Below are 24,557 nucleotides of genomic sequence, written 5' to 3'. Positions count from 1 at the left end.
TTTGTTTGCCCACTAGCTTCCTACAAACATATTATATCTTTTGGAATTTCTCGTTGTTATTCTTTACATGCTTATCATATAATGACTTGCTAAAACCTTCAAGCCTATTCTTGAAAAAATGTTCAACATTTCACAAACTCATTCACATTTTATACACATTTGTAATATTTCCTTACTTTTCCTATAATATAAAATGTGATAAAAACAACAATGAAAGGGTTTACAATATGAATAAAAAATGGGAAAGAACTAATACGGATCATGATACCTATCAATTTATAATCCGTGTCTCCTATCAGTTGTTTATGGAATTGGGATTTCGTAAGGTCAGCACAAGGATGATTGCAGAGCGTTGTGGAATTACACAGCCTGCTTTATACCATCACTTTAAGAATAAACAAGATATTTATAAAGAAGTAATTATTACGTCTATTCAACAGACTGAAAATGCTTTATTAAAAATTACGAAGGAATATCAGATTCTTCAAGAATGTCTTTACCAAATTGCTCTTTACTTTTTAGAACATTATCAAGAAGATCTCATGCAAATGTTCCATGACTTACAACATGAGATGCCAAATGATATACAAACCCAACTAAGAATTCGCTGGCAAGAGGGATTTTTAAAACCGATTAAACATGTGTTTGATATGGCTGAAAAAGATAATAATATTTCTTTTCAAAAAATAGAAAGTAATAGCGAAGAAATAGCATTCACCTTTCTTCAATATATTCAAACTGCCATGCGTCCTTCTCATATGAAAGAACTTTCTAATGAAGAACAAACAAAGGAAATCCGGCGTAAAGCAAAATTAGTCGTTCATCTATTTATATTTGGAATAGTAGATAAGTAATGATTTTTCAAAAAACACTTCCTTTCTTATAAAAATAAATATATACTCACCTTATCACTTGATAAGTTTCTTTCTTTACACATAACTTATCAAGTGATAAGTTATGTGTATTTTAAGGAGTGAACAAAATGAAACGGTATATTCATCGCTATTTTACCGCTGTCACTAGTAAAAAAGGGAAATGGATAATATTACTTGCCTGGATTCTCCTTGTTGGGATATTAAGTACACTTTTCCCTCAAGCTAGTTCACAAAAAAACGACTTAGCTAGCAATATTCCAACTAATGCTTTATCACAGCTGGCAGATGAAAAAATAAAGGAGGAATTTTCTAATGACCAAGGAACTCCTGCGTTAATTACATGGTTTCGCTCAAATGGCTTAACAGATAAGGATGTTGAACAAATCCAAGAACTTACGAACCAATTAACAAATGCGCCACTTGCTCATCAAGAAGCAATTATTCCTTATCATCAACTACCTATTGAGGGAGTCAAACAACAAATTTCAGAAGATGGCACAACTCTAGTTCTCCCTATTTTATTTTCAAATAATTTAGCTACTAGTGAATTAAAAGCTAGTATTCAAAAGCTAGAAGCTGTTGCAAATGGAATCTTTGAAAAAAATCCGTTTAACACTGCACGAAAGGATGAAACGATATTACATGCAAGGACTACTGGCCCCGTTGGTATCTCCATAGATGCAACAGAGCTATTTAGCCAAGGGGACTTATCGTTACTCATTGGCACAGTTATTATTGTGCTAATCTGTTTACTTGTCATTTACCGTTCTCCTATTTTAGCGTTAATTCCTTTAATTGGAGTAGGTATTGCTTATGGAGTTATCAGTCCTTTGCTTGGTTTCATGGGAGAACATGAGTGGATTGAATTCGATTCACAAAGCATTGCCATTATGACTGTATTACTATTTGGAGCAGGTACAGATTATTGTTTATTTATTATTAGTAGATATCGAACGTATTTAACCAAAGAATCAATTAAAGAAATGGCGATGGAAAGAGCATTGCATCGATCTGGTGGTGCTGTGGCAATGAGTGGATTAACAGTAGTATTTTCTCTTCTTGTCCTATTATTTGCCCAATATGGTGCCGTGCAACGATTTGCAATCCCGTTTAGCTTAGCTATATTTATTATGATGATAGCCAGTCTTAGTCTTGTCCCAGCCATTCTAGCCATTATTGGTAGATTATCTTTTTATCCATTTGTTCCGAAATTAGAAGGACAAATTATAAATGGTAGGATAATAAAGACGACTAAAAAAAGAAATACATTGGGGAAAACAATCGGAAATGTAGTAACACAGCATCCATGGAAAGTGACTATACTAACGACATTATTTCTTGGTATTTTTGCTGTATTTTCCCTTAAAACAGTATATACCTATGATTTATTGTCCTCATTTCCAGATGACATGCCATCAAAAGAAGGATATACCTTAATAGAAGAACATTTTAATGCAGGGGAACTCGCACCGGTTTCTGTCATTATTGATACAGAAGGTGCAACATTAAATATTGAAGAAGAATTAAATAAATTAGCTTTCATTGCAACGGTTTCGGAGGAAGAATCGGGTAGAAGCAATCCTAATTTAGTAAAATATTCGATTGAATTAGAAACAAATCCTTATTCAAATCAAGCGATGGATGAACTCCCTATTATTCGTGATACATTAGAAGAGAAGCTTGCTGAAAATGGCATAAAGGAACCGAATGAGAAGATATGGATTGCAGGAGTAACTGCGGAACAATATGATACAAGAGAATTGACAAATCAAGATGTAAAATTAATTATTCCAATTATCTTAATCATGATTGCTATCTTGTTACTTGTTTATCTTAGATCCATTATAGCAACATTCTATTTAATAGCTTCTGTACTACTTTCTTACTTTGGTGCCCTAGGCTTAGGGTGGGTCATTCTTCATTATGGATTTGGAGTAGAAGCAATTCAAGGCTTAATCCCCTTGTACTCCTTTGTCATTATCGTTGCTTTAGGAGAAGACTACAATATTTTCATGATATCAAGCATTTGGAAAAAACGAAAAAAAATGCCTCTCCTACTAGCAATAAAAGAGGGAGTTGCAGAATCAGGTGGGGTTATTACTTCTGCAGGAGTCATTTTAGCAGCTACCTTTATGGTGTTGACTACTTTACCTATGGAAGTGCTTGTCCATTTTGGAACGATAACCGCTATTGGGGTTGTACTAGACACCTTTATCGTGAGACCTTTTTTAGTTCCTGCAATTACTTCTCTATTAGGAAATACAGTCTTTTGGCCAAGCAAGAAAGTATATGTAAAAGGAAACGAATAAGTGATTATACGCCTCCAAGGTTTGTCTTAAGATAAGTCTTGGAGATTTTTTATCTCTTCTAGTTTATTAAAGTCAGTGAGATTTTTTTCCACATGCTAAGTAATATTAAATGGATGAAGTTTTCCTCTAGCTAACTATTTTATCTCTCTAACACTTTTGTTGATATGTATAAAAACGTTGCTCTAGACCCACCCTATAAGGAATTGATATGATAAGTGGGTTAGTTAAGGGGGCATTTGTAATGGACAAAAAATATGCAGACTTAAAGCTTGGAGAACGTGCTGCGATATTGAGCATTTTTACATATATTGTACTAGCTTCTGTTAAATTATTTATTGGAAATAGCACAGGTTCCCAAGCCCTAAAAGCTGATGGTTGGAATAATTTCACAGATATTATTGCATCTGTTGCTGTACTAATCGGGTTGCGTCTTTCGCAAAAACCAGCGGATAAAGATCATCCATACGGTCATTGGAAAGCAGAAACTGTTGCTTCTTTAATTGCTTCCTTTATTATGATGAGTGTCGGATTGCAAGTATTATTCCAAGCCGTTTCTTCCTTCTTTAGCCAGACAAGGCAAGCACCTGATTTAGTAGCGGCATATACGGCCATCGCTTGTGGTGCTGTAATGTTTGGTGTTTATCGCATTAATTTACGTTTAGGTAATAAAATTAATAGCCAAGCAGTTAAAGCGGCTGCAAAGGATAACTTCTCCGACTCAATGGTTAGCATTGGGACAGCAGTTGGGATTTTTGGCGCTCAACTAAAATTAACCTTTTTAGATCCCCTTGCTGCCTGTATTGTTGGGCTATTAATTTGTAAAACAGCCTGGGGTATCTTCCGAGAAACAACTCACTATTTAACAGATGGATTTGATGTTTTATTAATTGATCAATACAAAAAAACTATTTTGCGTACAGAAGGTGTAAAAGCTGTAAAAGAGATAAAAGCAAGAAACTATGGAAACAGTCCAGTTGTTGATGTTGTCATTACAGTTAACCAGCAGTTAGATGTTACTCATGCCCATGATATTTCTTCCGCTGTTGAGAATGCTTTAATTGATGAGTTTCATGCACTCGAGGTACATGTGCATATTGAGCCAGACGAAGACAAATAAAAAACGAAGGAATATTGGTACCGCCCTCCAAAAATTAGAGTAAAAACATTTCGGAGGTCACCACCATTTTTATTCCTTCGTTTATTTCAGCTAGATAATACAGCTAAAGTTTTAATACGCCTTAGCCCAATATACTAATTTACTTGCTTTCTTGCCACAGCATACACAAGTATCTGCAATTGCCTCCTGTTCAAAAGGCATGCATCTAGAAGTTGCACTTGTTTCTTCCTTGATTTTATCTTCACATGCTTGATCTTCACACCACATTGCTTTGATGAATCCTGGCTTTTCTTTCGATATCCATTGTTTAAATTCATCGAAGCTTAAAGCAATATGAGTATTTTCTTCTCTATGATTGATAGCTTTCTGTAGTAAATTATCTTGGATATCCTTTAACAATTGGGCAATTGTATCTTCTAGTCCATCCATTGATACAAATTGCTTTTCTCCAGTATCTCTGCGAACGAGCACAACTTGATTTTTTTCTATATCCTTTGGTCCTACTTCTAAACGCAAAGGAATCCCCTTCATTTCATACTCATTAAATTTCCAGCCTGGCTTTTTATCACTTCCATCAATGCCCACTCGAATGGAACGGTTTAATTTCTTTTGCAAATCATAGGCAAAATCCAAAACCCCTTCTTTATGCTGGGCAATTGGTACGATCATTACTTGAGTTGGCGCAATCATTGGCGGCACTACTAAGCCACGGTCATCCCCATGAACCATAATCATGGCACCAATAATTCGAGTAGTAAAGCCCCATGATGTTTGGTGAACATGCTGGAGATTTCCGTCCCTATCAGAGAACTGAATTCCAAATGATTTTGCAAAGCCATCACCAAGATTATGAGACGTTCCTGATTGCAATGCTTTTCCATCATGCATCAAACTTTCAATCGTATACGTATACTTAGCACCAGCAAACTTTTCTTTTTCTGTTTTTCTCCCTTTAATAACAGGTAGCGCTAAGTATTTCTCACAAACTTCCGCATAAACTTCAAGCATTTGAGTAGTTTCTCTATCTGCATCTTCTTCTGTTTCATGGCATGTATGCCCTTCTTGCCATAAAAATTCTAATGTACGCAAAAATGGGCGAGTGGTCTTTTCCCAACGTACTACATTTGCCCACTGATTATATAGCTTTGGAAGATCGCGGTAGGAATGGATAATATTTTTATAATGCTCTGCAAAAAGAACTTCAGAGGTTGGACGCACACAAAGTCTTTCTGCTAATTCTTCCTCTCCTCCATGGGTCACCCATGCTACTTCTGGAGCAAATCCCTCGATATGATCCTTTTCCTTTTGCAATAGACTTTCTGGTATAAAGAGTGGCATATAAACATTTTCATGTCCTGTTTCTTTAATGCGTTTGTCTAATGCCTCTTTAATATTTTCCCATATTGCTGTTCCATATGGGCGAATAATCATAGACCCTCTTACACTTGAATAATCGATTAGTTCTGCTTTTGTGACAACATCTGTATACCATTGAGCAAAATCTTCTTCCATACTAGTAATGCTTTTTACAAAATCCTTTGCCATTTTAGAAGCCTCCTATTTTATTGTTTTTTATCGATATTATTTCTCTATAACTTTTACTTTTAAAGGTCCATCTTTTTGAAAAAGACCATTAAAAAAGCTTTGCCTCTCATTAGGGACCATAATAATGGCGGTACCACCCTAATTCAAAGCAAAGCTTTACACTCATCCATGGTAACGGTATTGAACCGCTGAATCTTTCTAAACAATGTCTATTCGATACAGAACGAAAAAGGCAGGTTCCACAGGTAGCCTATAGGTCCTTTCAGCAATTAGACCCTCTCTTCTAATAGACATGGCTGTATACTATTCCTTTTTATAGTTTCTTTATTCATTTCTTTGTGAAAAATCATATCGGATAGATTCATTATTGTCAATATGGATTTTTTTATTCTTTTTCTAATAGATAGATTATAGTTTGTTCCTTTTTCTTGCATTTTGTAAGGGAGGTGAGTGCTGAAGGCTAGTTTTCTGTTACCTTTTCCTGCTCTTTTTCTTGCTTTCGGGCACAGAGAACGTTTCTCTGTTACCTTTTCTTGCTCTTTCTCTTGCTTTCGGGCTCAGAGAACGCTCCTCTGTTACCTTTTCCTGCTCTTTCTCTTGCTTTCGGGCTCAGAGAAAGCTCCTCTGTTACCTTTTCCTGCTCTTTCTCTTGCTTTCGAGCACAGAGAACGCTCCTCTGTTACCTTTTCTTGCTCTTTCTCTTGCTTTCGGGCTTAGAGAACGCTCCTCTGTTACCTTTTCTTGCTCTTTCTCTTGCTTTTGGGCTCAGAGAACGCTCCTCTGTTACCTTTTCTTGCTCTTTCTCTTGCTTTTGGGCTCAGAGAACGTTTCTCTGTTACCTTTTCTTGCTCTTTCTCTTACTTTTGGGCTTAGAGAACGCTCCTCTGTTACCTTTTCCTGCTCTTTCTCTTGCTTTTGGGCTCAGAGAACGCTCCTCTGTTACCTTTTCCTGCTCTTTCTCTTGCTTTTGGGCTCAGAGAACGCTCCTCTGTTACCTTTTCTTGCTCTTTCTCTTGCTTTCGGGCTCAGAGAACGCTCCTCTGTTACCTTTTCTTGCTCTTTCTCTTGCTTTCGGGCTCAGAGAACGTTTCTCTGTTACCTTTTCCTGCTCTTTCTCTTGCTTTCAGGCTCAGAGAATGCTCCTCTGTTACCTTTTCTTGCTCTTTCTCTTGCTTTCGGGCTCAGAGAACGTTTCTCTGTTACTTACTATCCTACCCCCTTGAATAAAAATCCAATGTCGTTTGAAGTGCTTGACCAGCAGGAAGTTTTACTCCATGTCTAATCAAGCAGGCTTCTAGGCTGGCAAGTACGAATAGGACATTTTCTTTTCGGCAACTATAGCCCATCGTACCTATTCTCCATATTTTCCCATACAAAGGACCAAAAGAGCTTGCAATTTCTACACCAAATTGTTGAAGCATCATACTTCGGACAGATTCTGCATCTATACCTTCTGGCACTTTGATGCAAGTAACAGTTGGTAATTTACACTTGCTATCACTAAATAGCTCTAGCTCCATTCCTTTAATCCCTTCCATTAATGCTTGTTCATGGTATTGATGACGAGCAAATCTATTTTCCAGTCCTTCCTCTAAAACAATTCTTAGTCCCTCATGTAATGCGTATAACATAGAAGTTGCTTCTGTATGATGATTTAATCTTCTTGGACTCCAATAATCCTGTAATTGTGCTAAGTCTAAATAATTGGAGCGGATCGGAGCATGAGCTTTTTTCTCTGCTAACTCACTGTCTGTCGCTATCCCTCTTTCTACCTTTTTCCGCGCAATCAATACTTTTTCCACTCGATCATTATATGTAATAGGAGCATTTCCTGATGGCACCGATAAACATTTTTGATTCCCACCAATCACTGCATCTATATGCCAATTATCTGTTTGCACATTTACACCGCCAATCGTTGCCACAGCGTCGACGATAAATAGGATATCTTGTTCACGGCATGCTTTACCAATCTCTTCTAATGGCTGCATACACCCAGTTGATGTTTCACCATGAACAAGTGCCACCATTTTTGGATTCACTCGTTTCATTTCTGCAATGATATCTTCCGGGTCAAAAACTTCGCCCCATTCACATTGAAGTAAATGAATATCTGCCCCATATCTTTCAGCAATTTCTGTTAACAAATGGCCAAACCTTCCGTAAATCGGTATTAGTACTTTATCTCCCGGCTCGATAATACTGGCCAAGACAGCTTCAAGTCCAGATCTCGAGGTTCCATCTATCGGATATGCCCACTTATTTTTTGTTTGGAAAACTTGTTGGATCATTGCCATTACGTCATTCATGATGGATGTAAACGCAGGATCAAATTGACCTAAAATAGGAGTGCTTAGTGCTCTTAACACGCGTGGATCCACTTCAACTGGACCTGGTGTCATAATTGTTCTTATAGGTGTGTTTAATTCTGAAAAAGTCATTGGATACGTCCTTTCCTTTTATCTATTTTCTTTACTACAACGCATAATTCTTTTCTTTCTATAAAAATATGTACATTCCTTAATAAGCTAAACGGTGCAATAATTGGATGAGAACACTAATCCCTCTTTTTAAATCTTCTAGATTCGTGTGTTCTTTGGGAGAATGGCTGACGCCAGAAACACTTGGCACAAATAGTAAAGCAGACGGACAGTATGTTCCAAATACTTGCGCATCATGCCCTGCCCCACTGATCATTTTTCGGTTTGGAATATTCATTTCTTGTACAATGGTATGAGCTAGCTCTGTTAATTCTGCATCCATCGCAACAGCCTTAACGTTCATCCATTGTTCCCATTCAACATTCATGCTCGCCTCTATACTTTTCTGCTTAAAATAAGCAAAAATTTTCTTGCAAAAATAATCTAGTACTTCTTCTTGATGATGCCTGACATCTAACGAAAACGTAACTTCTTTTGCAATTACATTCGGAACATTAGGCGCGGCTACTATTTTCCCGACCGTTGCTACTAACTGTGAATCAATTTCCTTAGCTTGGTTTATAGCATAAGTAATTAATTCAGCAGCCAAATGCATACTATCCTTTCGATAATACATGGGAGTCGTACCTGCATGGTTGCTCTCTCCTGTTACTTTAACCGTAAATCGTCTTTGCCCAACAATATGAGAAACGACGCCAATGGACTCTTGCTCTTTCTCCAATACTGCACCTTGTTCGATATGTATTTCTATGAAACAATCAATATCTGCTCTTTTTACTTCTTCTCTATCTGGTTGCAAGCCCATGGATGACATCGCATGCGAAAAAGACATATTATTCGCATCGTATAAACCTATGCAATCCTCCTTCGTATATTTTCCTGTTATGGATCCTGAACCCCAGAAAGCTAAAGGAAATCGACTCCCTTCTTCCTCGCATAATGATACAACTTCTATTGTTTTTTTGGGGATTCCATAATGTCTCTTTAAATAGTCCAAAGCAAGCAGACTTGCTATGATTCCATACGCACCATCATATTTTCCTCCATCTATTACTGTATCAATATGGGAACCTGTCAAAATTGTTTTCTCGCTTTCAAGGGACCCTTCTAGCCTGCCAAACAGATTGCCTACTCCATCAAAATAGGTTTTTAAACCAATCTCATTCATTTTTTGTAAAAGAGCATGCTGAGCTAACCGCCAATTTTCATCATAAAGAAGTCGTGTAACCCCGCCATTTTCGTTAGCCCCGAATGTAGCCAGCCATTCCATCCACTTGCCTACTTCTTTTGTATCTATTTCATTAGATGTCTTCATTTCAATCGCTCCTATTCAGGGGAGATCTCCAATTAATTCAACCTAAAATGAAGGAACAAGGCTCTTCATTTTGTTATTTCCCCATAACTTTTTCTAGCATAAAATGCCCATTAAAACTACGCACTATTATTTATGTAACCATTATTTTAATAAGCACTCGCTGGCAATACATTAGATAAAGTGTTAGAATTATCTAAATACTTTGTATAAAATAACTAAATCCGAAATGCGGAGAAGACTTGTAATATAGCGTTCTTTTAGGAGGAGATAAAATGAAACTAGCAGAAATACTACAAAAACCTGTTTTCAATGCTGTGGAAGTTATTGCAGGTCATACTGGTTTAAATAAAGAAATTAAGAATATTACGATGATGGATGCGCCAGATATTGTTGAATATTTATATCCTAACGATTTATTAGTTACAACAGCCTACCATCTTAAAGATAAGCCTGATGTTTTGCTTTCCTTAATAAAAAGTATGCAGGAAAAAGATTGTACTGCACTAGGAATTAAAGCAAAAAGATTTTTAGGACAGATTCCACAAGAAGCAATTCAATTTGCAAATGAAAAAGGCTTTCCACTTTTAGAAATTCCATTAGAAACATCACTTGGTGAAATTGTTAATGGCTCTTTAAATTATATGCTGAGTCAGAGAACAGCAGAGCTAACCAATGCCTTTGAAACCCATCGAAAATTCACACAGCATATTTTGAAAGGAAAAGGGATAAAAAGGCTTGTAGACGACCTATCGCAAATGATTAACAAGCGAATTGTTTTACTTGATGCACATTTTCAAATGCATACCTCTTCTCATACTAGAAATTCGATTGAAAACTACTTCAGCTCCCTTCATGCAAAAGGATATGAATTTTTATTAGCAAGCTCGCCCTATTCTTGTTTTTCGAGCAGAAATACAGAAGAGGTTTTTACTATTTTTCCAATTTATACTCATATGAGGAAGCCAGCATTTTTAGTTGTACTTGGAGAAATATCGATTGAAGACAAGAGTTTACTGCTTACCATTGAACAAGCTACCAACGTTTTATCTTTTGAGCTAATGAGAGAAAATACAGTAAAGCAATATTCACGAAGGGCACGAAATGATTTCTTTGCTCAGTTTGTGGAAGGCAAATTTACTTTTGCGGAGGAAATTGAAAGTCGGGCAAAAGAATTTTCTTTAAAAAGGGAACATGCTTCGATTGCAATTATTGGCAAAATGGATAACAGTGATCAATATATCTCCTTTACACAGCATTCAGTTGAGGTGGATTATATATATGAATATTTGGAAACGGAAATAAAAAAAGCACCATTTAACTCCCAGCTTTTTATTAAAGATGATCACTGTATTATTATTATGGAAGTCGCCCATTCATCTTATGATTTAGACCATTCGATTCTTCCTTATTTGCAAAATATTCAAGAGTATATTGGAAATACCTTTAAACGGTCTATCTCATTTGGTATTAGCAATGTTTTTCAGCGTCTATTAAATTTACCTAATGCCTATAAAGAAGCACTTAGTGCCTTACATATTGGACAGCTATCTGGAAATATCCCCTTTATCCAGATTCACCGGCCAAAGGATGTCTTTGAGATATTACGAATTATTCCAACGAAGGATCTTCAGGAATTTTACGAATATATCTTTCAATCATTTACAACCAATCAGCAGCAGGAAGAGCAACAGATATTACTAAATACTTTATCGGTATACTTAGAAACGCATTGCCAAATTTCTGAAACGGCAAAACGCCTTTATGTTCATCGTAACACTGTAATCTATCGTTTAGAGAAATGTGAAGAACTTTTAGGAAAAAGTCTGAAAGATCCAGAAACAACCTTTCATCTTCGATTTGCATTCCGGATAAAGTCGATTTTAAAAACGAATGAAGGAAAAAAACAAATTCAAATATAATGGAGTCTACTTAGATATATAATCTATATTTTCTAAATATTTTGTACAATATAACCAATGACTTCTTTCTTCTTGCTCATTATGATGTTAATTAGCATAACAAACAGTGTTAACTTTATTAACATTATAAGAAAAAGGAGTGTAATGAATGGCTCAAAACAAAGAAAAGGGTTTAAAAATTTTTTCTTTAGGACTTCAGCATGTGCTTGCCATGTATGCAGGTGCTATCCTCGTACCGTTATTAGTTGGAAGAGCATTAAATTTAACAACCGAACAACTCGCTTATCTTGTTGCAATTGATTTATTAACATGCGGAATTGCCACCTTGCTTCAAGCTTGGAAAAATAAATATTTAGGAATTGGATTACCCGTTGTTCTCGGTAGCTCCTTTGTTGCTGTAACGCCGATGATTTCCATAGGAACAAATTACGGAGTTACTGCTATTTATGGAGCCATCATCATAACAGGACTTTTCATGATTATTTGCGCTCCTTTTTTCAGTAAAATAACGAAACTTTTCCCTCCTGTCGTGATAGGAACAGTGGTCACAATAATCGGTTTATCACTCATTCCATCAGGCATTAAAAATATGGGCGGAGGAGCAACTAGTGAAGATTTTGGTTCCATTGAAAATCTGATTCTTTCATTCGGGGTATTATTATTTATTCTCTTGTTAAATCGTTTCACAAAAGGATTTATGCAATCATTGTCTGTTCTAATGGGAATTATCGTCGGTACTGTTGTTGCTGCTTTTCTTGGAAAAGTGAATCTTTCCCCAGTAAAAGAGGCGAGTTGGTTCCATTTCCCTGAACTATTTTATTTCGGAACTCCTAGCTTTGAGATAGGTCCGATCCTTACAATGTTAATTGTTGGTTTGGTTATCGTCATTGAATCAACTGGCGTTTTCTTTGCACTAAGCAAGATTACGGAAACTCCTTTAAGTGAAAAAGATTTGACAAGAGGATATCGAGCAGAAGGAGTGGCCATTACTTTAGGTGGATTATTCAATGCATTTCCGTATAACACCTTCGCACAAAACGTTGGTCTTGTACAGCTTTCTAAAGTGAAAACCGTCAATGTTGTTGTCGCTGCCGGAGGAATTTTAGTCTTCCTAGGACTCATTCCGAAAGTTGCAGCATTCGCTACCATAATCCCAACACCTATATTAGGCGGAGCAACGGTTGTTATGTTTGGGATGGTTGTAGCTTCTGGAATCAGAATGCTTAGTAAAGTAGATTTTACAAATCAAGCTAACTTATTGATTATAGCATGCTCTATTTCCATCGGCTTAGGAGCAACTGCTGTTCCTACTTTATTTGATCAACTTCCTTCTGGACTACGTATCATTGTCAGTGATGGAATTATTACTGGAAGTATAGCTGCTATCCTGTTAAATCTTCTTTTTAGGGTAAAAACAAATAAACAAAGCACGAGTGCTTCCATTCTCCCTACAGAAGAAGTAACCGAAACACATACACTTTAATGAGAAAAGCGGCCAGTCTTATTTTGACAAACGGCCGCTTTTCTCATTTCCTTTATTCATCTCTTAGCTTTGTCAGATTCATCGTTTTCATTCTCACTTGTTCTGGATTGACCTGAATTCTCGCTACATTTGTTTCCATTGCTGTTCTCGCAACAGCCGCCGCAACAGCGGGAGCTACTCTTGCATCAAAAGGACTTGGAATAACATACTCTTCATCCAACTCTGATTCCGCAATTAATTCTGCAATTGCTTCAGCAGCAGCTTTTTTCATCGCTTCATTAATAGCCGTTGCTCGGACATCTAAAGCACCACGAAAAACACCTGGGAATGCCAATACATTATTTACTTGGTTCGGAAAATCAGATCTTCCTGTTCCGATTATCCTAGCACCTGCTTCTTTCGCTTCAGCAGGACTTATTTCTGGCACTGGATTTGCCAGCGCAAAAATAATTGCGTCCTGATTCATCGTTCGTACCATCTCTTTTGTTAAGGTACCTGCGACAGAAACTCCAATAAATACGTCCGCTCCTTTAATAGCATCACGCAAAGACCCTTTTTCATTTTCTCCATTTGTAAAGGTTGCCACAGATTCTTTTGCTTGGTTCATTCCAACAGATCTTCCTGCATAAATCGTCCCTTTTGTGTCACATAAAATCATATTGGTTACACCAGAAGAAAAGAGAAGTTTCGCAATGGCTATCCCCGAAGCACCAGCCCCATTTATAACAATTTTTAAATCCTTCATTTCTTTATTTACAAGCTTCAGTGCATTAATAAGACCAGCTAATGCTACAATCGCCGTTCCATGCTGATCATCATGAAATACAGGAATATCTAATTCTTGCTTTAATCGTTCTTCTATTTGAAAACAATCAGGTGCAGCAATGTCTTCTAGGTGGATTGCACCAAAAGTAGGAGCCATTAATTTCACAGTTTCCACTATCTTATCTTTATCTATTGTATTTAAAGCAATCGGAAAGGCATCTACCCCAGCAAAGCTTTTTAATAAAATTGCTTTTCCCTCCATAACCGGAAGAGAGGCCGCTGCCCCAATATTCCCCAAACCAAGTACAGAGCTACCGTTTGTCAAGAGGCCCACCATATTCCCTTTCATCGTAAAATCATATACAGATTCAGGATTTTCGAAGATTTCTTTACACGGTTCGGCAACTCCTGGAGAATAAGCTAGACTTAAATCATGGGCATTTTTCACATCTATCTTTGCATAAATCCCTAATTTCCCTTGTTTAACCTGATGCATATGTAAAGCTTCTTCTCTTAAAGACATTTTATCTCTCCCTTATTGATTGCCATTTTCTCTAACATAATGCTTCTTTCTCATTGAGGTATTTTTCATGGTATATTGAAAAGCCGAAAAGGAAACGCTTTCATAAACTAAGCTTTATTAGACATTTTTTCTGCATGGTTAAATCCAACGAGATATCACGCAGTTACCCCCACCTAACCATTTATTAGACGAGGGCTAACTGCAAGTTAATGTTTAATACATTTTCATCTTTAATATATGATTATTCAATATTCACCATTATTCATTTTTAGCTATATCAACAATTATTTCGTCCTGCTTATTTACAGAGATTAATACATCAACCATATGAATAAAGAGACCATTTTCTACTACTCCTACTATATTATTCAGTGTTTGATGTAATTGCTTGGGGTTTTGGATACTAGAAAAAGAACAATCGATAATATAGTTTCCATTATCCGTAAGATAAATCTCTTCGTCTTTCATCCGCAACTCTGTTTTGCACCCTAATTTCTGAATAGCTTTCTCTGTTTGTTTATACCCAAATGGAACTACCTCTACAGGCAAAGGAAAATGGCCTAAGGTTTGGACTTTCTTGCTCCCATCAGCTACAACAATAAAGGTTTTGGCAGCACTCGCAATTATTTTTTCTCGTAATAATGCTCCGCCTCCTCCTTTTATAGCAAAGAAATTGGCATCAATTTCATCTGCACCATCAATGGCAATATCTAATTCTTCCACTTCATTGATATCAACTAATTGAATTCCATATTCACTTGCTAATTTTTCCGTAGCTTTTGACGTGGCAACCCCTTTTAAATTCATCCCTGCCTTAATCATTTCGCCCATCGTTTTAATCACATAAAATGCTGTAGATCCTGTTCCTAGTCCAACTGTCATTCCATCTTTTACATATTGAATTGCTGCTGTTTCTCCTACTAATGCTTTTTCAGCCTGTCTATCCATCCTGTTCACCTACAATTATTTTGTCATCGTTATCCTCCCTTCTATAATAGATGATATATCCTTCTCTTTCATCTATTTTTCATTAGATATTATCTCCTAAATACATTTTCACTTTATTTTTTACTTGCTCCATTTTATTCGCATTTTTTCTATACATTAATTTCGCCTCTTTATTGTCTGTTTGTAGCGAATACATTTCCAAGTCTGCTTGTACTTTTTTTATCGTCGCAAGCAATAGTGGTCTTTCTTGTGCTTCTGCCAGCTTGATTTTATCGTCAAAAATGTCAATGGTAAGTTCCCCATAAGAATCAACTTGCCCTAGGAATACATTATCTTGTGTTACACCTAATTTCTCTAATTCCATACGCAACCAAGATGGGGTTTTTCCCGCTTTTGTTAAAGAATCATAAACGATATTCCCATCCATTATGATCGTTTGAGGCGCCTTTTCACTTGGCACTTTCATGTTAAGATCTTTGGGAGTGATGGGTCTATTTTCCTTTTTCAATAAAACACTGAGCATTCCCTTTGGCTCAAGTACAGCATATTCAATTTCTGCCAAGCTAAAAACATCTTTTTGCCGCAAAAGCGTAGAAAAATCATCAATCGTATAATGCTCTTTCTTCAAATTCCCTTCCAGGAGTTTTCCATCTTCCACCAATACCGTGCCAGTGCCTTCTATTACATTGCGCAATGTTTTACTTTTTAAGGAAATCACATCTGCTAAATAGGAGATGATTGCAAAGACGAATATCCCGAGTATCCCATGCATAACACTAAGACTGGAGTTTAGGATAACCTCTCCTGCGATATCTCCCAGTGTAATACCTGCTATGTATTCAAAAAGGGATAACTGAGAAATATGCTTTTTTCCTAATAGTTTTGTGGTAATAAATAATACAATGACAAAAAGCAAAGAACGCAAAACTACGATAAACATGTTTTCACCATCCCATTAAGAAGAGCTATATTCCTTTTCTTCTCGCTCTAATTGATATACCCTTAGCTGAATATCATTTTTAATCTCTCCAACTAATACCATTGCTTCGTGAAAAGCCTTTTGGGCCTCTTCTTCCATGGAATGAAGAGCAAAGGCAGATAGCTGGGATTCAATACCTTTTAAACTCGCTAAAGTCTGCTTCACATTAGATGCAACTGTCATCTTTTCCTCCAATAGAAGAGAAGCCGTATATAGAAGGGAAGTCAATTTTCTCCTAGAAACGGCTTCTCGATATTTTTAGCATGTATTATTGTTGTGCATATTGTGGTTCTTCTTTCTGAATCTCTTGTAGCCTTGGATTTAAGGAATCAACTATTTGTTGTGTTTGTTGTGCAGCAGTTTGATATATTTGCTTTGCCGATTGGTTATCTGTAGCTAAAGCAAAGGTTTCTAAACTTGCTTGTGCACTTTTTAAACCAGCAATTGTTTGTTTAACGTCTGAAATTACCGTCATAGAGCAGCCACCGTCCTTAAATTTTTTTACTACCTTTATATCATTTCATTAACGTCTATTGTTATGCAGTAAAAAAAATCCAAATCTATAGAGAGAAGCCCTCTTTGGCCTTTAAATAATTGAAACTTTTGCTTTATACAGCCGTATTATTTAGTAAAAACAGAAGGAGTTAAAAAATGATTACTGTCATTATCGTTTTAACTGTATTTTCTATTCCCCTAGCTGGTATTATAACTACCCATTTAGAGAAGCAGACAAAATTAAATCATGCTATGCTAAAAGATCAATTGGAGCTTGAAAGATTAAAGCATGAAAATTTTTTATTAGAAACAAATAAAATGAAATTAGAAGTGGAGAAAATGGAGAAGGAAAATAATTTATTGGAGAAGAAGTGATTTAGAACTAGGCATTTCTTGAAAAAGTGGGGGGACAACCTTAGCTCCTTGGCTAAAGCTTGCTTTATTCCCCGTAGGAGTGGACTGTCCCCCACTTCGTTGTTAAAAGTTTTTTTGCTTCAAAAAGGAAATAATTTTTAAAAAACTGAATAGCGTAATTCATTTAATATTATTCAACCAAGCTTTAAATAAACAATAACAGACTTACTGCCATCACAGCCATTCCTGCTATTAAGCCGTATATCGATAGGTGACCTTCGTCATATTTTTTTGCTGCTGGCAATAATTCATCTAGTGAAATAAAAACCATAATGCCTGCTACTGCTGCAAAAATTAGTCCAAACATAACATCATTTAGAAATGGCATTAAAATAAGAAAGGCAACAATCGCGCCGACTGGTTCTGCTAATCCTGACAAAAAGGAAAGTTTAAATGCTTTTCTTCGATCACCTGTCGCAAAATAAACAGGGACTGCAACTGCGATTCCCTCTGGAATATTATGTATCGCTATCGCAACGGTAATTGCTACACCAAGTCCCGGATCCTGAAGAGCTGCAGTAAAGGTTGCAATCCCTTCTGGAAAATTGTGAATAGCAATTGCCAGTGCAGTAAAACTTCCCATTTTCAAAAGAGAGTGATCTGTCTGCCTTACATTAGATTTATTAATATCTTCCACTTTCTTTAACTCATGTGGGTTTCCTTGTTCAGGAACAAATTTATCTATTAAAGCAATTAACAATATTCCACCAAAGAACCCTGCTACAGTAAGCCAATTACCCGTTTGCTGTCCTAATGATCCAACTAATGCATCTTTTGCTTTCACAAAGATTTCAATCATCGATACATAAATCATCACACCGGCAGAGAAACCTAGCATCCAAGAGAGAAATTTCGTATTGGTGGTCGATGTAAAAAATGCAAGCATACTTCCAATCCCAGTAGCCAGCCCCGCTAATAATGTCAAACCAAATGCAACCAATAAATTTTCGGGCATTTAAATCCCCCTTATTCCTCTGTATTATTTTTAACTTTTTCGTATATATAAAAATTATACCTTCGTTTAAAAATGTTTCTCTTAGGAAAGATTTTAACCAATTTCGAAATATTCGTCAATTTATTTATGGATAGATTATATCTATAGTCATCTAGCTCTATACAAATTCAATCTTTGCTGAATAATGAAGAGCACTTTTTTAATTATACGTAAAAGGGATAATTTCTTTCCTCCCTTTTACAAATTTCTTAAGGCAAGTTAATGGAATTCTATGTATTAGTCTATTTTTCTTCTACTATTCATCTCTTTATATATTCTCTTTACACCCTCTGTAATAATCGTGCTTCCAATTAGATCGATAACAATATTTCCATTTATCATTTTAATTAAGTAATAAGATAATGTGCCTATTCCCATATCCATCATAACAAATCGCTTCATTTTCGATATGTCCATTACGACAATAATTATTTGTTTCTGATCCTCTTTATTCATTTTCCCCAACTCCCCTTTGCAATTAAAGTATGATGGAAAACGTTTGTCCGATGTCCTCCATTCTTCAACAATGGATTTTTCCAAAATAAAAGATTCAAATCATACACGATTTGAATCTTTTATCTTACCAATGTAATTTTTTTAACTTCTATTGTTTTTCAAAATAATCTATTGAGCTTTTACATAATCTGCAGACTTTACACCTGCTTGACGACCAAAGATGATAATCTCTGCAACAGAATTTCCTCCAATTCTATTCTCACCATGTAGAGCACCGGTTACTTCTCCTGCAGCAAATAATCCTGGAATAGTCTGACCCTCTTCATTAAGTACCTCTGTATTTGTATTTATTTTTACTCCACCCATTGTATAATGAATACCAGGAGCAATTTTAATAGCATAGTAAGGTGCCTTTGACAAATCATTTTCAATTCCTGTTGTTCTTCCAAAAGCTTGATCCTCTTTATTTGTAACAGCTTTATTCCAAGTATCTAATGTTACTTGCAGTTCATCTGAAGAAACATTCATTTTCTCAGCAAGCGCTTCTATTGTTTCTCCTTCTAGCACAAAGCCCATTTCCTCATATTGTTCAATTGCTTTTGCACGTGATTTTACGCCAGAATCAAACACTAAGTATGCTGATTTTTCTGGTAGTTCATTAATTGCTGCTGTTACTTTATCACGAGTATCAAGTTCATTTGTGAATCTTTTTCCTTCTACAGATACCAAGATAGCTCCTTCACCACGAACAGCTTCACCAATTAAGTAAGACTCCTCTTGTTGTACTGTTGGATGAACTTGAATTTGCTCTAAATCAACCGTCGCTCCTCCTAATTTTTCTATCATTTTAATACCATCACCAGTGCTACCAGCTTGGTTTGTAGTTACATAATCTCCTAGATCACTTCTTACTTCTTTTATCATTTCCATATTAGCGCCAAAACCACCTGTAGTGACAACCACCGCTTTTGCTGTAATTGTTTTTTCCTCTGTTTGATTGAAAAGTACGTCTACACCATTTACAATTCCATCTTTTTCAGTTATTTCCTTCACATCTGCGTTGACAAAAAGAGGTATCCCATTTTCTTGAACGTTTTTCAATAAACCATCTACAATATATTGCCCTACCGCTGATCCATCTTCAGGTCGGTGGGTACGTTTTTCATTCATCCCACCAGTAATCGTTAAATTATTCAAACGAATACCAATCGTATCTAGCCATTCAATCGCACTAGCTGAGTTATCAACAAAGAAACGTAGCATTTCCTTATCATTTGTTTCATGTCCACCCTTTAATGTTTCTTCATAAAAAAGATCATTACTATCTTCAATTCCTTGCTCTTTTTGAAACTTAGTTTCAGAAGCATTCATTCCAGAAGAAGCTTTTGTTGTATTTCCACCTGCAACAGGCATTTTTTCTAAAATAACGGGATTTAATCCTTTGGCCTTTGCTTCTAATGCAGCAGTCATCCCAGCGCCGCCAGCTCCAACAATGATAATATCATAGCTGTCTTTAAGCTCTTCATACGGTGTATAGCTTGTTTGAGAAGCTCCCGATACTGCCTCAGCTTCCTTTTCTTCATTTTCTTGTTTTTGTGTGCTATTTGTTTTTTCATTCCCACAGCCTGCAATAATAAGTACGAAAGAAAAAGCAAAAATAAAGGTTGCAATAAATTTCTTTTTCATCATTTATCCTCCAAATGATTTCATAATCTGATAATTGCGTTGATGCGTTTATCTACCAAAGTATAACATTAACTTTATAGATTGTGTAAAAGTTCACAAATTGTTAAAAATTCTTTTATTTTTATAGTTAGCGCTTTCAACCAAAGAAACTGCCATTAAGCTCCTTAAGACAGCTTAATGACAGCAAGACTACATTAATCAATTACTAATCCTGTTTATTCATTGTTTGATGAGTACAGATAATTCCCCTTCAAACACTTCTTCCTCTTTATCATTATACGTGCTAAGCAAAACTGTAAGAATTCCAGTAGCACTCCTATTTTGCTTTTTTTCGAGAACTTTTACAATCGTATAAAGTTCATCTCCTGGAAAAACGGCTTTCAAAAATTTAATATGATTCATTTCTGTTCCAGCTATAACATCCTCCCCATATTTCTCCTCTTCTACCCATAGTTTGAATGAAATAGCTAAAGTATGGATACCAGAAGCAATTATTCCTTTAAATCTCCCTTCCTTTGCTTTCTCTTCATTTACATGCATATATTGGGGATCAAATTCTCCTGCAAACTTTATTATCTCTTCTTTTGTAACTTTAAAGGATTTTGTTCTAAAGCTTTGTCCTATTTTAAATTCATCTAATTTCATTCTAGCCCTCTTTTCTTTTACTTATCTATAAACGGATTATAGCATCACAGATTAAATATCGCTCGTAGTTGACATATGTACACTGTAAACTATCATTCTATTCTTTATAAAAAATCGAGTAATCATGAAATAGATTACTCGATTTTTTTATTGGTTATGTGTTTATTCTTTAGACCGCTTCATTTCCATGTACTTTCTCGTCAGGAATTAATAGCAGTCCTAATTGATGATGATCCCCTTCATATAAGGCCCTTTGCACAAAACGAATTTCACCATTTGCATCGAACACTTCTAATTTACAATGGGCTGAGTTTTTTTGTAATGCTTTATATAACTGGTTTTTATCTTGAACAGGAATACTATTAACCTTCGAAATCATTTCGCCAATTTTCAGACCCATTTTATCCGCTGGAGAATCTGGGACAATTCCTAATATTACAACACCATTATTTTTTCTAGAAAAGTAGAAGGATTTATTCTTTTCTTTGCTTTTCTGCTTCCTCGTAATCCATTCGCGACCAATAATTGCTACTAATACTAAAGCAATGGAAGCTAGTGGATACAAATAAGCTGCAGCTCCGCCTACTACCATAATAGAACCAAGAATAATAATGTTTCTTCCTACATTTCTTATGGCAATAATCGGATGTTCTCCTTGAACTTCCATTTTTGATCCAATCAAAAATGGAACCAAGAGTAGGGAATATGTTTGATTGCCTACAGTAAACATTGGCCACCATTCAAACGGAATCGTCAGCAATCCTGAAGGAATAAATAAAAATACTGGCAAAATCCAAGCCCTCTCTAATAGATGGACACCTATTGCTTGCCCTCGTCTACTTTTCTTCAGCCGTGGCGAAGTTGCTTTCACTCCATTATTACGAACAAATATTCCCTCGGAAATAATCAATAATCCTAATAAAATTACAGCAGTTGGAAAAATATATTCAGATGAACTCAGATTATTTTTCGAAAACAAGAAATAATCCCATCCAAGGAAAAGCGAAACACTGCTAACAATTATTCCTAATCCAGCTGTGTAGACAGGAGATAACATTCTCGTTTTTCCAATTAACGCTAAAACGATTGTAATAATCCCTGTAAAAACAACAAATTCCATTGGAACTACTAAGACAAGTCCGATGGAAAAAACTGATATACAAAGTCCAATGATAATCCCCATTGGCAGTAATTGTTTCAGTTCAAAATAAGCGTTCTGTGCTCTTACTGTGAAATGTCTTCTTTCTTTTTTTACTCTAGCAACCCCTAAATAAGCAGCAAATAAAAACGATAAATAGAAAACAGGATTCAAAAATAGTTTACCAAATCCTTTTAAAAGCTCGAGCAACCAATCTTGCCACATAAAACTTCCCCCATCCTTACAATAAGCTTTCCATCTATTCATTCCTTTATTTTAAGGAATTTAATCTTTTATTATATATAATCTATTATATTCTACTAATATGGTAATAGAAAGACTATGTGGAAGAAATATTATCTCTTTTTGCTACTATTGAAGATATTTGCGCTTTATATTTCATGTTCTATAAATAAAGCCAACAACCTATATATAAAGGTCATTGGCTTATTTTAACTTTATTTTGTTTTAGCAATAGAAGATTTTACTTTTGCTACTACATTTTCTACTGTAAATCCATACTCTTGGAATAGTTTATCCGCTGGTGCTGATGCTCCGAAATGATCGATTGTGATATGCTCACCTTTAGCTTCAATGTATTCTCTCCATCCTAGAGATGCACCAGCTTCAATACCAACGCGGGCTTGAACACTTTCTGGTAATACGCTCTCTTTATACTCAGCTGATTGTTGTTCAAAACGATCCCAGCTTGGCATACTTACCACATTTACAGAAATTCCTTCTTCTGCTAATGCTGCTTGTGCTTTCATTGCAAGGGAAACTTCTGAGCCAGATGCTAAGATTAAAGCTTGTGCTGCTTCTTTACCAGTTGAAACAGTATAAGCACCTTTTTTCACGCCTTCGTATGCTTCAGCCTTTGTTAAATCTAATGTTGGCAAGTTTTGACGTGTTAATACTAGCGCTGTTGGTGTATCTGTGCTTTCTACAGCAAGTTGCCATGCAGCAGCTGTTTCTTTTGCATCTGCTGGACGAATAATAGAAAGTCCTGGCATTGCACGTAATGATGCAAGTTGTTCCACTGGCTCATGTGTTGGACCGTCTTCTCCAACTGCGATACTGTCATGTGTGAATACATAAGTAACAGGCAATTTCATTAATGCAGCTAAGCGGATTGCTGGACGTAAATAATCAGAGAATACGAAGAATGTTGCTCCGAATACTTTTACTCCACCATGTAGCGCTAAACCGTTTAATGCTGCACCCATTGCGAATTCACGTACACCAAACCAAATATTTCTGCCAGCATAACCGTCGATTGCAAAGTTTTTCTCAGCAGTCATTAATGTTTTGTTTGAACCAGCAAGGTCTGCAGATCCTCCAAAGAAAGAAGGTACAGCACTTGCGATTGCTTGAATTGTTTTGCCAGAAGAATCTCTTGTTGCCATAGAATCGCCTGCATTAAATTCAGGTAATCTCTCTTGTAAATCAGCAGGCAGCTCACCTTTAATTGCTGTATCTAGTTGTGTTGCTAACTCTGGATATGCTGCTTTATAGCCTTCATATAATTCATTCCAAGCTTTTTCTTTTTCTGCTCCCTCTTGCGCTAATGATGCATAATGCTCAGAAACTTCTGCTGGAACATGGAATGCTTCTTCGTAAGACCAACCATATGTTTGTTTAGCTAATTGTGTTTCAGATGCTCCTAGTGGTGCACCATGTGACGCAGATTTTCCACCTTTATTTGGGGAACCATAACCAATTACTGTTTTTACTTCGATTAATGTTGGTACATCTGATTTTTTCGCTTGTGCAATAGCTGCTTGTATTTCTGTTAAGTCATTGCCATCTTCTACACGAATTACTTCCCATCCATATGCTTCAAAACGTTTTTGAACACTTTCTGAGAATGAAAGATGTAAATCACCATCTAAAGAAATATCATTTGAATCATATAATACTACTAATCTTCCTAGTTTTAAGTGCCCTGCAAGAGATGCTGCTTCTGCAGATACACCTTCCATTAAATCACCATCACCACAAATGCTATACGTATAATGGTCAACAACTGGATAATTATCTTTGTTATATGTTTCTGCTAAATGTCTCTCTGCCATTGCCATCCCAACTGCCATTGCGATACCTTGTCCTAGTGGACCAGTAGTAGCTTCCACACCTGGTGTATGTCCAAATTCTGGATGCCCTGGAGTTTTGCTTCCCCATTGACGGAAGTTCTTTAAGTCATCAACTGTTACTCCATAATTAAATAAATGTAACAAGCTATAAAGAAGCATAGAACCATGTCCTGCTGATAAAACAAAACGATCACGGTTGAACCAGTTAGGATTAGCTGGATTATGATTCATTTCCTTTGCCCATAGTGTATATGCCATAGGTGCTGCACCCATTGGCATTCCTGGGTGACCTGAATTTGATTTTTCAATTGCATCAATTGATAATGTACGAATCGTATTTACTGCTAATTGCTCAATGTTTGTTTTTACTTGATTACTCATTTTCCTCATCCTTTTTTGATTTATTTAATGCTAAAC

The 24,557-nt window shown here is 36.1% G+C and carries 20 protein-coding genes and 1 other annotated feature; of the genes, 6 read left to right on the top strand and 14 right to left on the bottom strand.

The annotated features are described in order from the left end of the window. The first annotated feature begins 227 nt into the window (after positions 1 to 227). The 3 genes from ACTQ5K_RS01010 to ACTQ5K_RS01000 all read left to right on the top strand — a co-directional run bounded on the left by ACTQ5K_RS01010 (position 228) and on the right by ACTQ5K_RS01000 (position 4,301). Positions 228 to 854: a TetR/AcrR family transcriptional regulator gene (locus ACTQ5K_RS01010; protein ID WP_349204758.1), complete on the top strand. Its 627-nt coding sequence runs from the start codon at positions 228 to 230 to the stop codon at positions 852 to 854. Between the two features lie 128 nt (positions 855 to 982). Beyond that, the gene (locus tag ACTQ5K_RS01005) at positions 983 to 3,184 is read left to right on the top strand and encodes an MMPL family transporter (protein ID WP_441993257.1); all 2,202 of its coding nucleotides are present in this window, start codon (positions 983 to 985) and stop codon (positions 3,182 to 3,184) included. A gap of 241 nt (positions 3,185 to 3,425) precedes the next feature. Next, positions 3,426 to 4,301: a cation diffusion facilitator family transporter gene (locus tag ACTQ5K_RS01000; RefSeq protein WP_031540643.1), complete on the top strand. Its 876-nt coding sequence runs from the start codon at positions 3,426 to 3,428 to the stop codon at positions 4,299 to 4,301. A gap of 111 nt (positions 4,302 to 4,412) precedes the next feature. On the opposite strand, the gene proS is transcribed toward ACTQ5K_RS01000, so the two are convergent. The 3 genes from proS to ACTQ5K_RS00985 all read right to left on the bottom strand — a co-directional run bounded on the left by proS (position 4,413) and on the right by ACTQ5K_RS00985 (position 9,602). Beyond that, entirely contained in the window at positions 4,413 to 5,846 is a 1,434-nt protein-coding gene (gene proS / locus ACTQ5K_RS00995) for a proline--tRNA ligase (RefSeq protein ID WP_031540642.1), read from the bottom strand. A gap of 108 nt (positions 5,847 to 5,954) precedes the next feature. Beyond that, positions 5,955 to 6,172: a binding site (T-box leader), on the bottom strand. 885 nt (positions 6,173 to 7,057) lie between these two features. After that, a complete protein-coding gene (locus ACTQ5K_RS00990) occupies positions 7,058 to 8,287 on the bottom strand; it encodes a pyridoxal-phosphate-dependent aminotransferase family protein (RefSeq protein ID WP_109769262.1) in 1,230 nt (409 codons plus the stop codon). Between the two features lie 79 nt (positions 8,288 to 8,366). Beyond that, on the bottom strand, positions 8,367 to 9,602 hold the full coding sequence (locus ACTQ5K_RS00985; RefSeq protein ID WP_031538526.1) for a Zn-dependent hydrolase: 1,236 nt from the start codon (positions 9,600 to 9,602) through the stop codon (positions 8,367 to 8,369). A 272-nt stretch (positions 9,603 to 9,874) separates the two neighbouring features. Here ACTQ5K_RS00985 and ACTQ5K_RS00980 point away from each other — a divergent pair, with 272 nt between their 5' ends. Both ACTQ5K_RS00980 and ACTQ5K_RS00975 read left to right on the top strand, forming a co-directional pair. Continuing rightward, on the top strand, positions 9,875 to 11,521 hold the full coding sequence (locus ACTQ5K_RS00980) for a PucR family transcriptional regulator (protein ID WP_031538528.1): 1,647 nt from the start codon (positions 9,875 to 9,877) through the stop codon (positions 11,519 to 11,521). Between the two features lie 148 nt (positions 11,522 to 11,669). After that, positions 11,670 to 13,004: a nucleobase:cation symporter-2 family protein gene (locus ACTQ5K_RS00975; protein ID WP_031538529.1), complete on the top strand. Its 1,335-nt coding sequence runs from the start codon at positions 11,670 to 11,672 to the stop codon at positions 13,002 to 13,004. Between the two features lie 52 nt (positions 13,005 to 13,056). Here ACTQ5K_RS00975 and ACTQ5K_RS00970 read toward each other — a convergent pair whose 3' ends face one another. The 5 genes from ACTQ5K_RS00970 to ACTQ5K_RS00950 form a co-directional block, all read right to left on the bottom strand. Then, positions 13,057 to 14,292 (bottom strand): NAD(P)-dependent malic enzyme, encoded by a 1,236-nt coding sequence (locus tag ACTQ5K_RS00970; protein WP_031538531.1) that lies wholly within the window; start codon positions 14,290 to 14,292, stop codon positions 13,057 to 13,059. 258 nt (positions 14,293 to 14,550) lie between these two features. Further along, the gene (gene rpiA, locus ACTQ5K_RS00965; RefSeq protein ID WP_031538533.1) at positions 14,551 to 15,240 is read right to left on the bottom strand and encodes a ribose-5-phosphate isomerase RpiA; all 690 of its coding nucleotides are present in this window, start codon (positions 15,238 to 15,240) and stop codon (positions 14,551 to 14,553) included. 82 nt (positions 15,241 to 15,322) lie between these two features. Further along, positions 15,323 to 16,180 (bottom strand): DUF421 domain-containing protein, encoded by an 858-nt coding sequence (locus tag ACTQ5K_RS00960; protein ID WP_031538534.1) that lies wholly within the window; start codon positions 16,178 to 16,180, stop codon positions 15,323 to 15,325. Between the two features lie 15 nt (positions 16,181 to 16,195). Next, the gene (locus tag ACTQ5K_RS00955) at positions 16,196 to 16,402 is read right to left on the bottom strand and encodes a DUF1657 domain-containing protein (RefSeq protein WP_031538536.1); all 207 of its coding nucleotides are present in this window, start codon (positions 16,400 to 16,402) and stop codon (positions 16,196 to 16,198) included. A gap of 85 nt (positions 16,403 to 16,487) precedes the next feature. Then, entirely contained in the window at positions 16,488 to 16,694 is a 207-nt protein-coding gene (locus tag ACTQ5K_RS00950; RefSeq protein WP_031538538.1) for a DUF1657 domain-containing protein, read from the bottom strand. 176 nt (positions 16,695 to 16,870) lie between these two features. Here ACTQ5K_RS00950 and ACTQ5K_RS00945 point away from each other — a divergent pair, with 176 nt between their 5' ends. Then, positions 16,871 to 17,089 carry a hypothetical protein gene (locus ACTQ5K_RS00945; protein ID WP_031538540.1) on the top strand — a complete coding sequence of 73 codons (219 nt, stop codon included), beginning with the start codon at positions 16,871 to 16,873 and terminating at the stop codon, positions 17,087 to 17,089. 184 nt (positions 17,090 to 17,273) lie between these two features. Here ACTQ5K_RS00945 and zupT read toward each other — a convergent pair whose 3' ends face one another. The 6 genes from zupT to tkt all read right to left on the bottom strand — a co-directional run bounded on the left by zupT (position 17,274) and on the right by tkt (position 24,521). Beyond that, positions 17,274 to 18,083, bottom strand: coding sequence for a zinc transporter ZupT (gene zupT, locus ACTQ5K_RS00940; RefSeq protein WP_031538542.1), 810 nt, complete (start codon positions 18,081 to 18,083; stop codon positions 17,274 to 17,276). 276 nt (positions 18,084 to 18,359) lie between these two features. After that, complete coding sequence (locus tag ACTQ5K_RS00935; RefSeq protein ID WP_031538544.1) at positions 18,360 to 18,578, bottom strand: hypothetical protein; 219 nt, start codon at positions 18,576 to 18,578, stop codon at positions 18,360 to 18,362. A 168-nt stretch (positions 18,579 to 18,746) separates the two neighbouring features. After that, entirely contained in the window at positions 18,747 to 20,264 is a 1,518-nt protein-coding gene (locus ACTQ5K_RS00930) for a flavocytochrome c (RefSeq protein WP_031538545.1), read from the bottom strand. Positions 20,265 to 20,483: 219 nt separating this feature from the next. Next, positions 20,484 to 20,909 carry a MaoC family dehydratase gene (locus tag ACTQ5K_RS00925; RefSeq protein WP_031538546.1) on the bottom strand — a complete coding sequence of 142 codons (426 nt, stop codon included), beginning with the start codon at positions 20,907 to 20,909 and terminating at the stop codon, positions 20,484 to 20,486. Between the two features lie 169 nt (positions 20,910 to 21,078). Continuing rightward, on the bottom strand, positions 21,079 to 22,272 hold the full coding sequence (locus tag ACTQ5K_RS00920) for a PDZ domain-containing protein (protein ID WP_441993249.1): 1,194 nt from the start codon (positions 22,270 to 22,272) through the stop codon (positions 21,079 to 21,081). A 233-nt stretch (positions 22,273 to 22,505) separates the two neighbouring features. Next, positions 22,506 to 24,521, bottom strand: coding sequence for a transketolase (gene tkt / locus ACTQ5K_RS00915; protein ID WP_441993247.1), 2,016 nt, complete (start codon positions 24,519 to 24,521; stop codon positions 22,506 to 22,508). Positions 24,522 to 24,557: the final 36 nt, after the last annotated feature.

Origin of the sequence: Niallia sp. Sow4_A1, assembly GCF_052116745.1 — a bacterium.
Lineage (GTDB): Bacteria > Bacillota > Bacilli > Bacillales > Cytobacillaceae > Niallia > Niallia hominis.
Note: the sequence above shows the minus strand (reverse complement) of the source record. Positions and strands in the feature narration are given on the sequence as shown.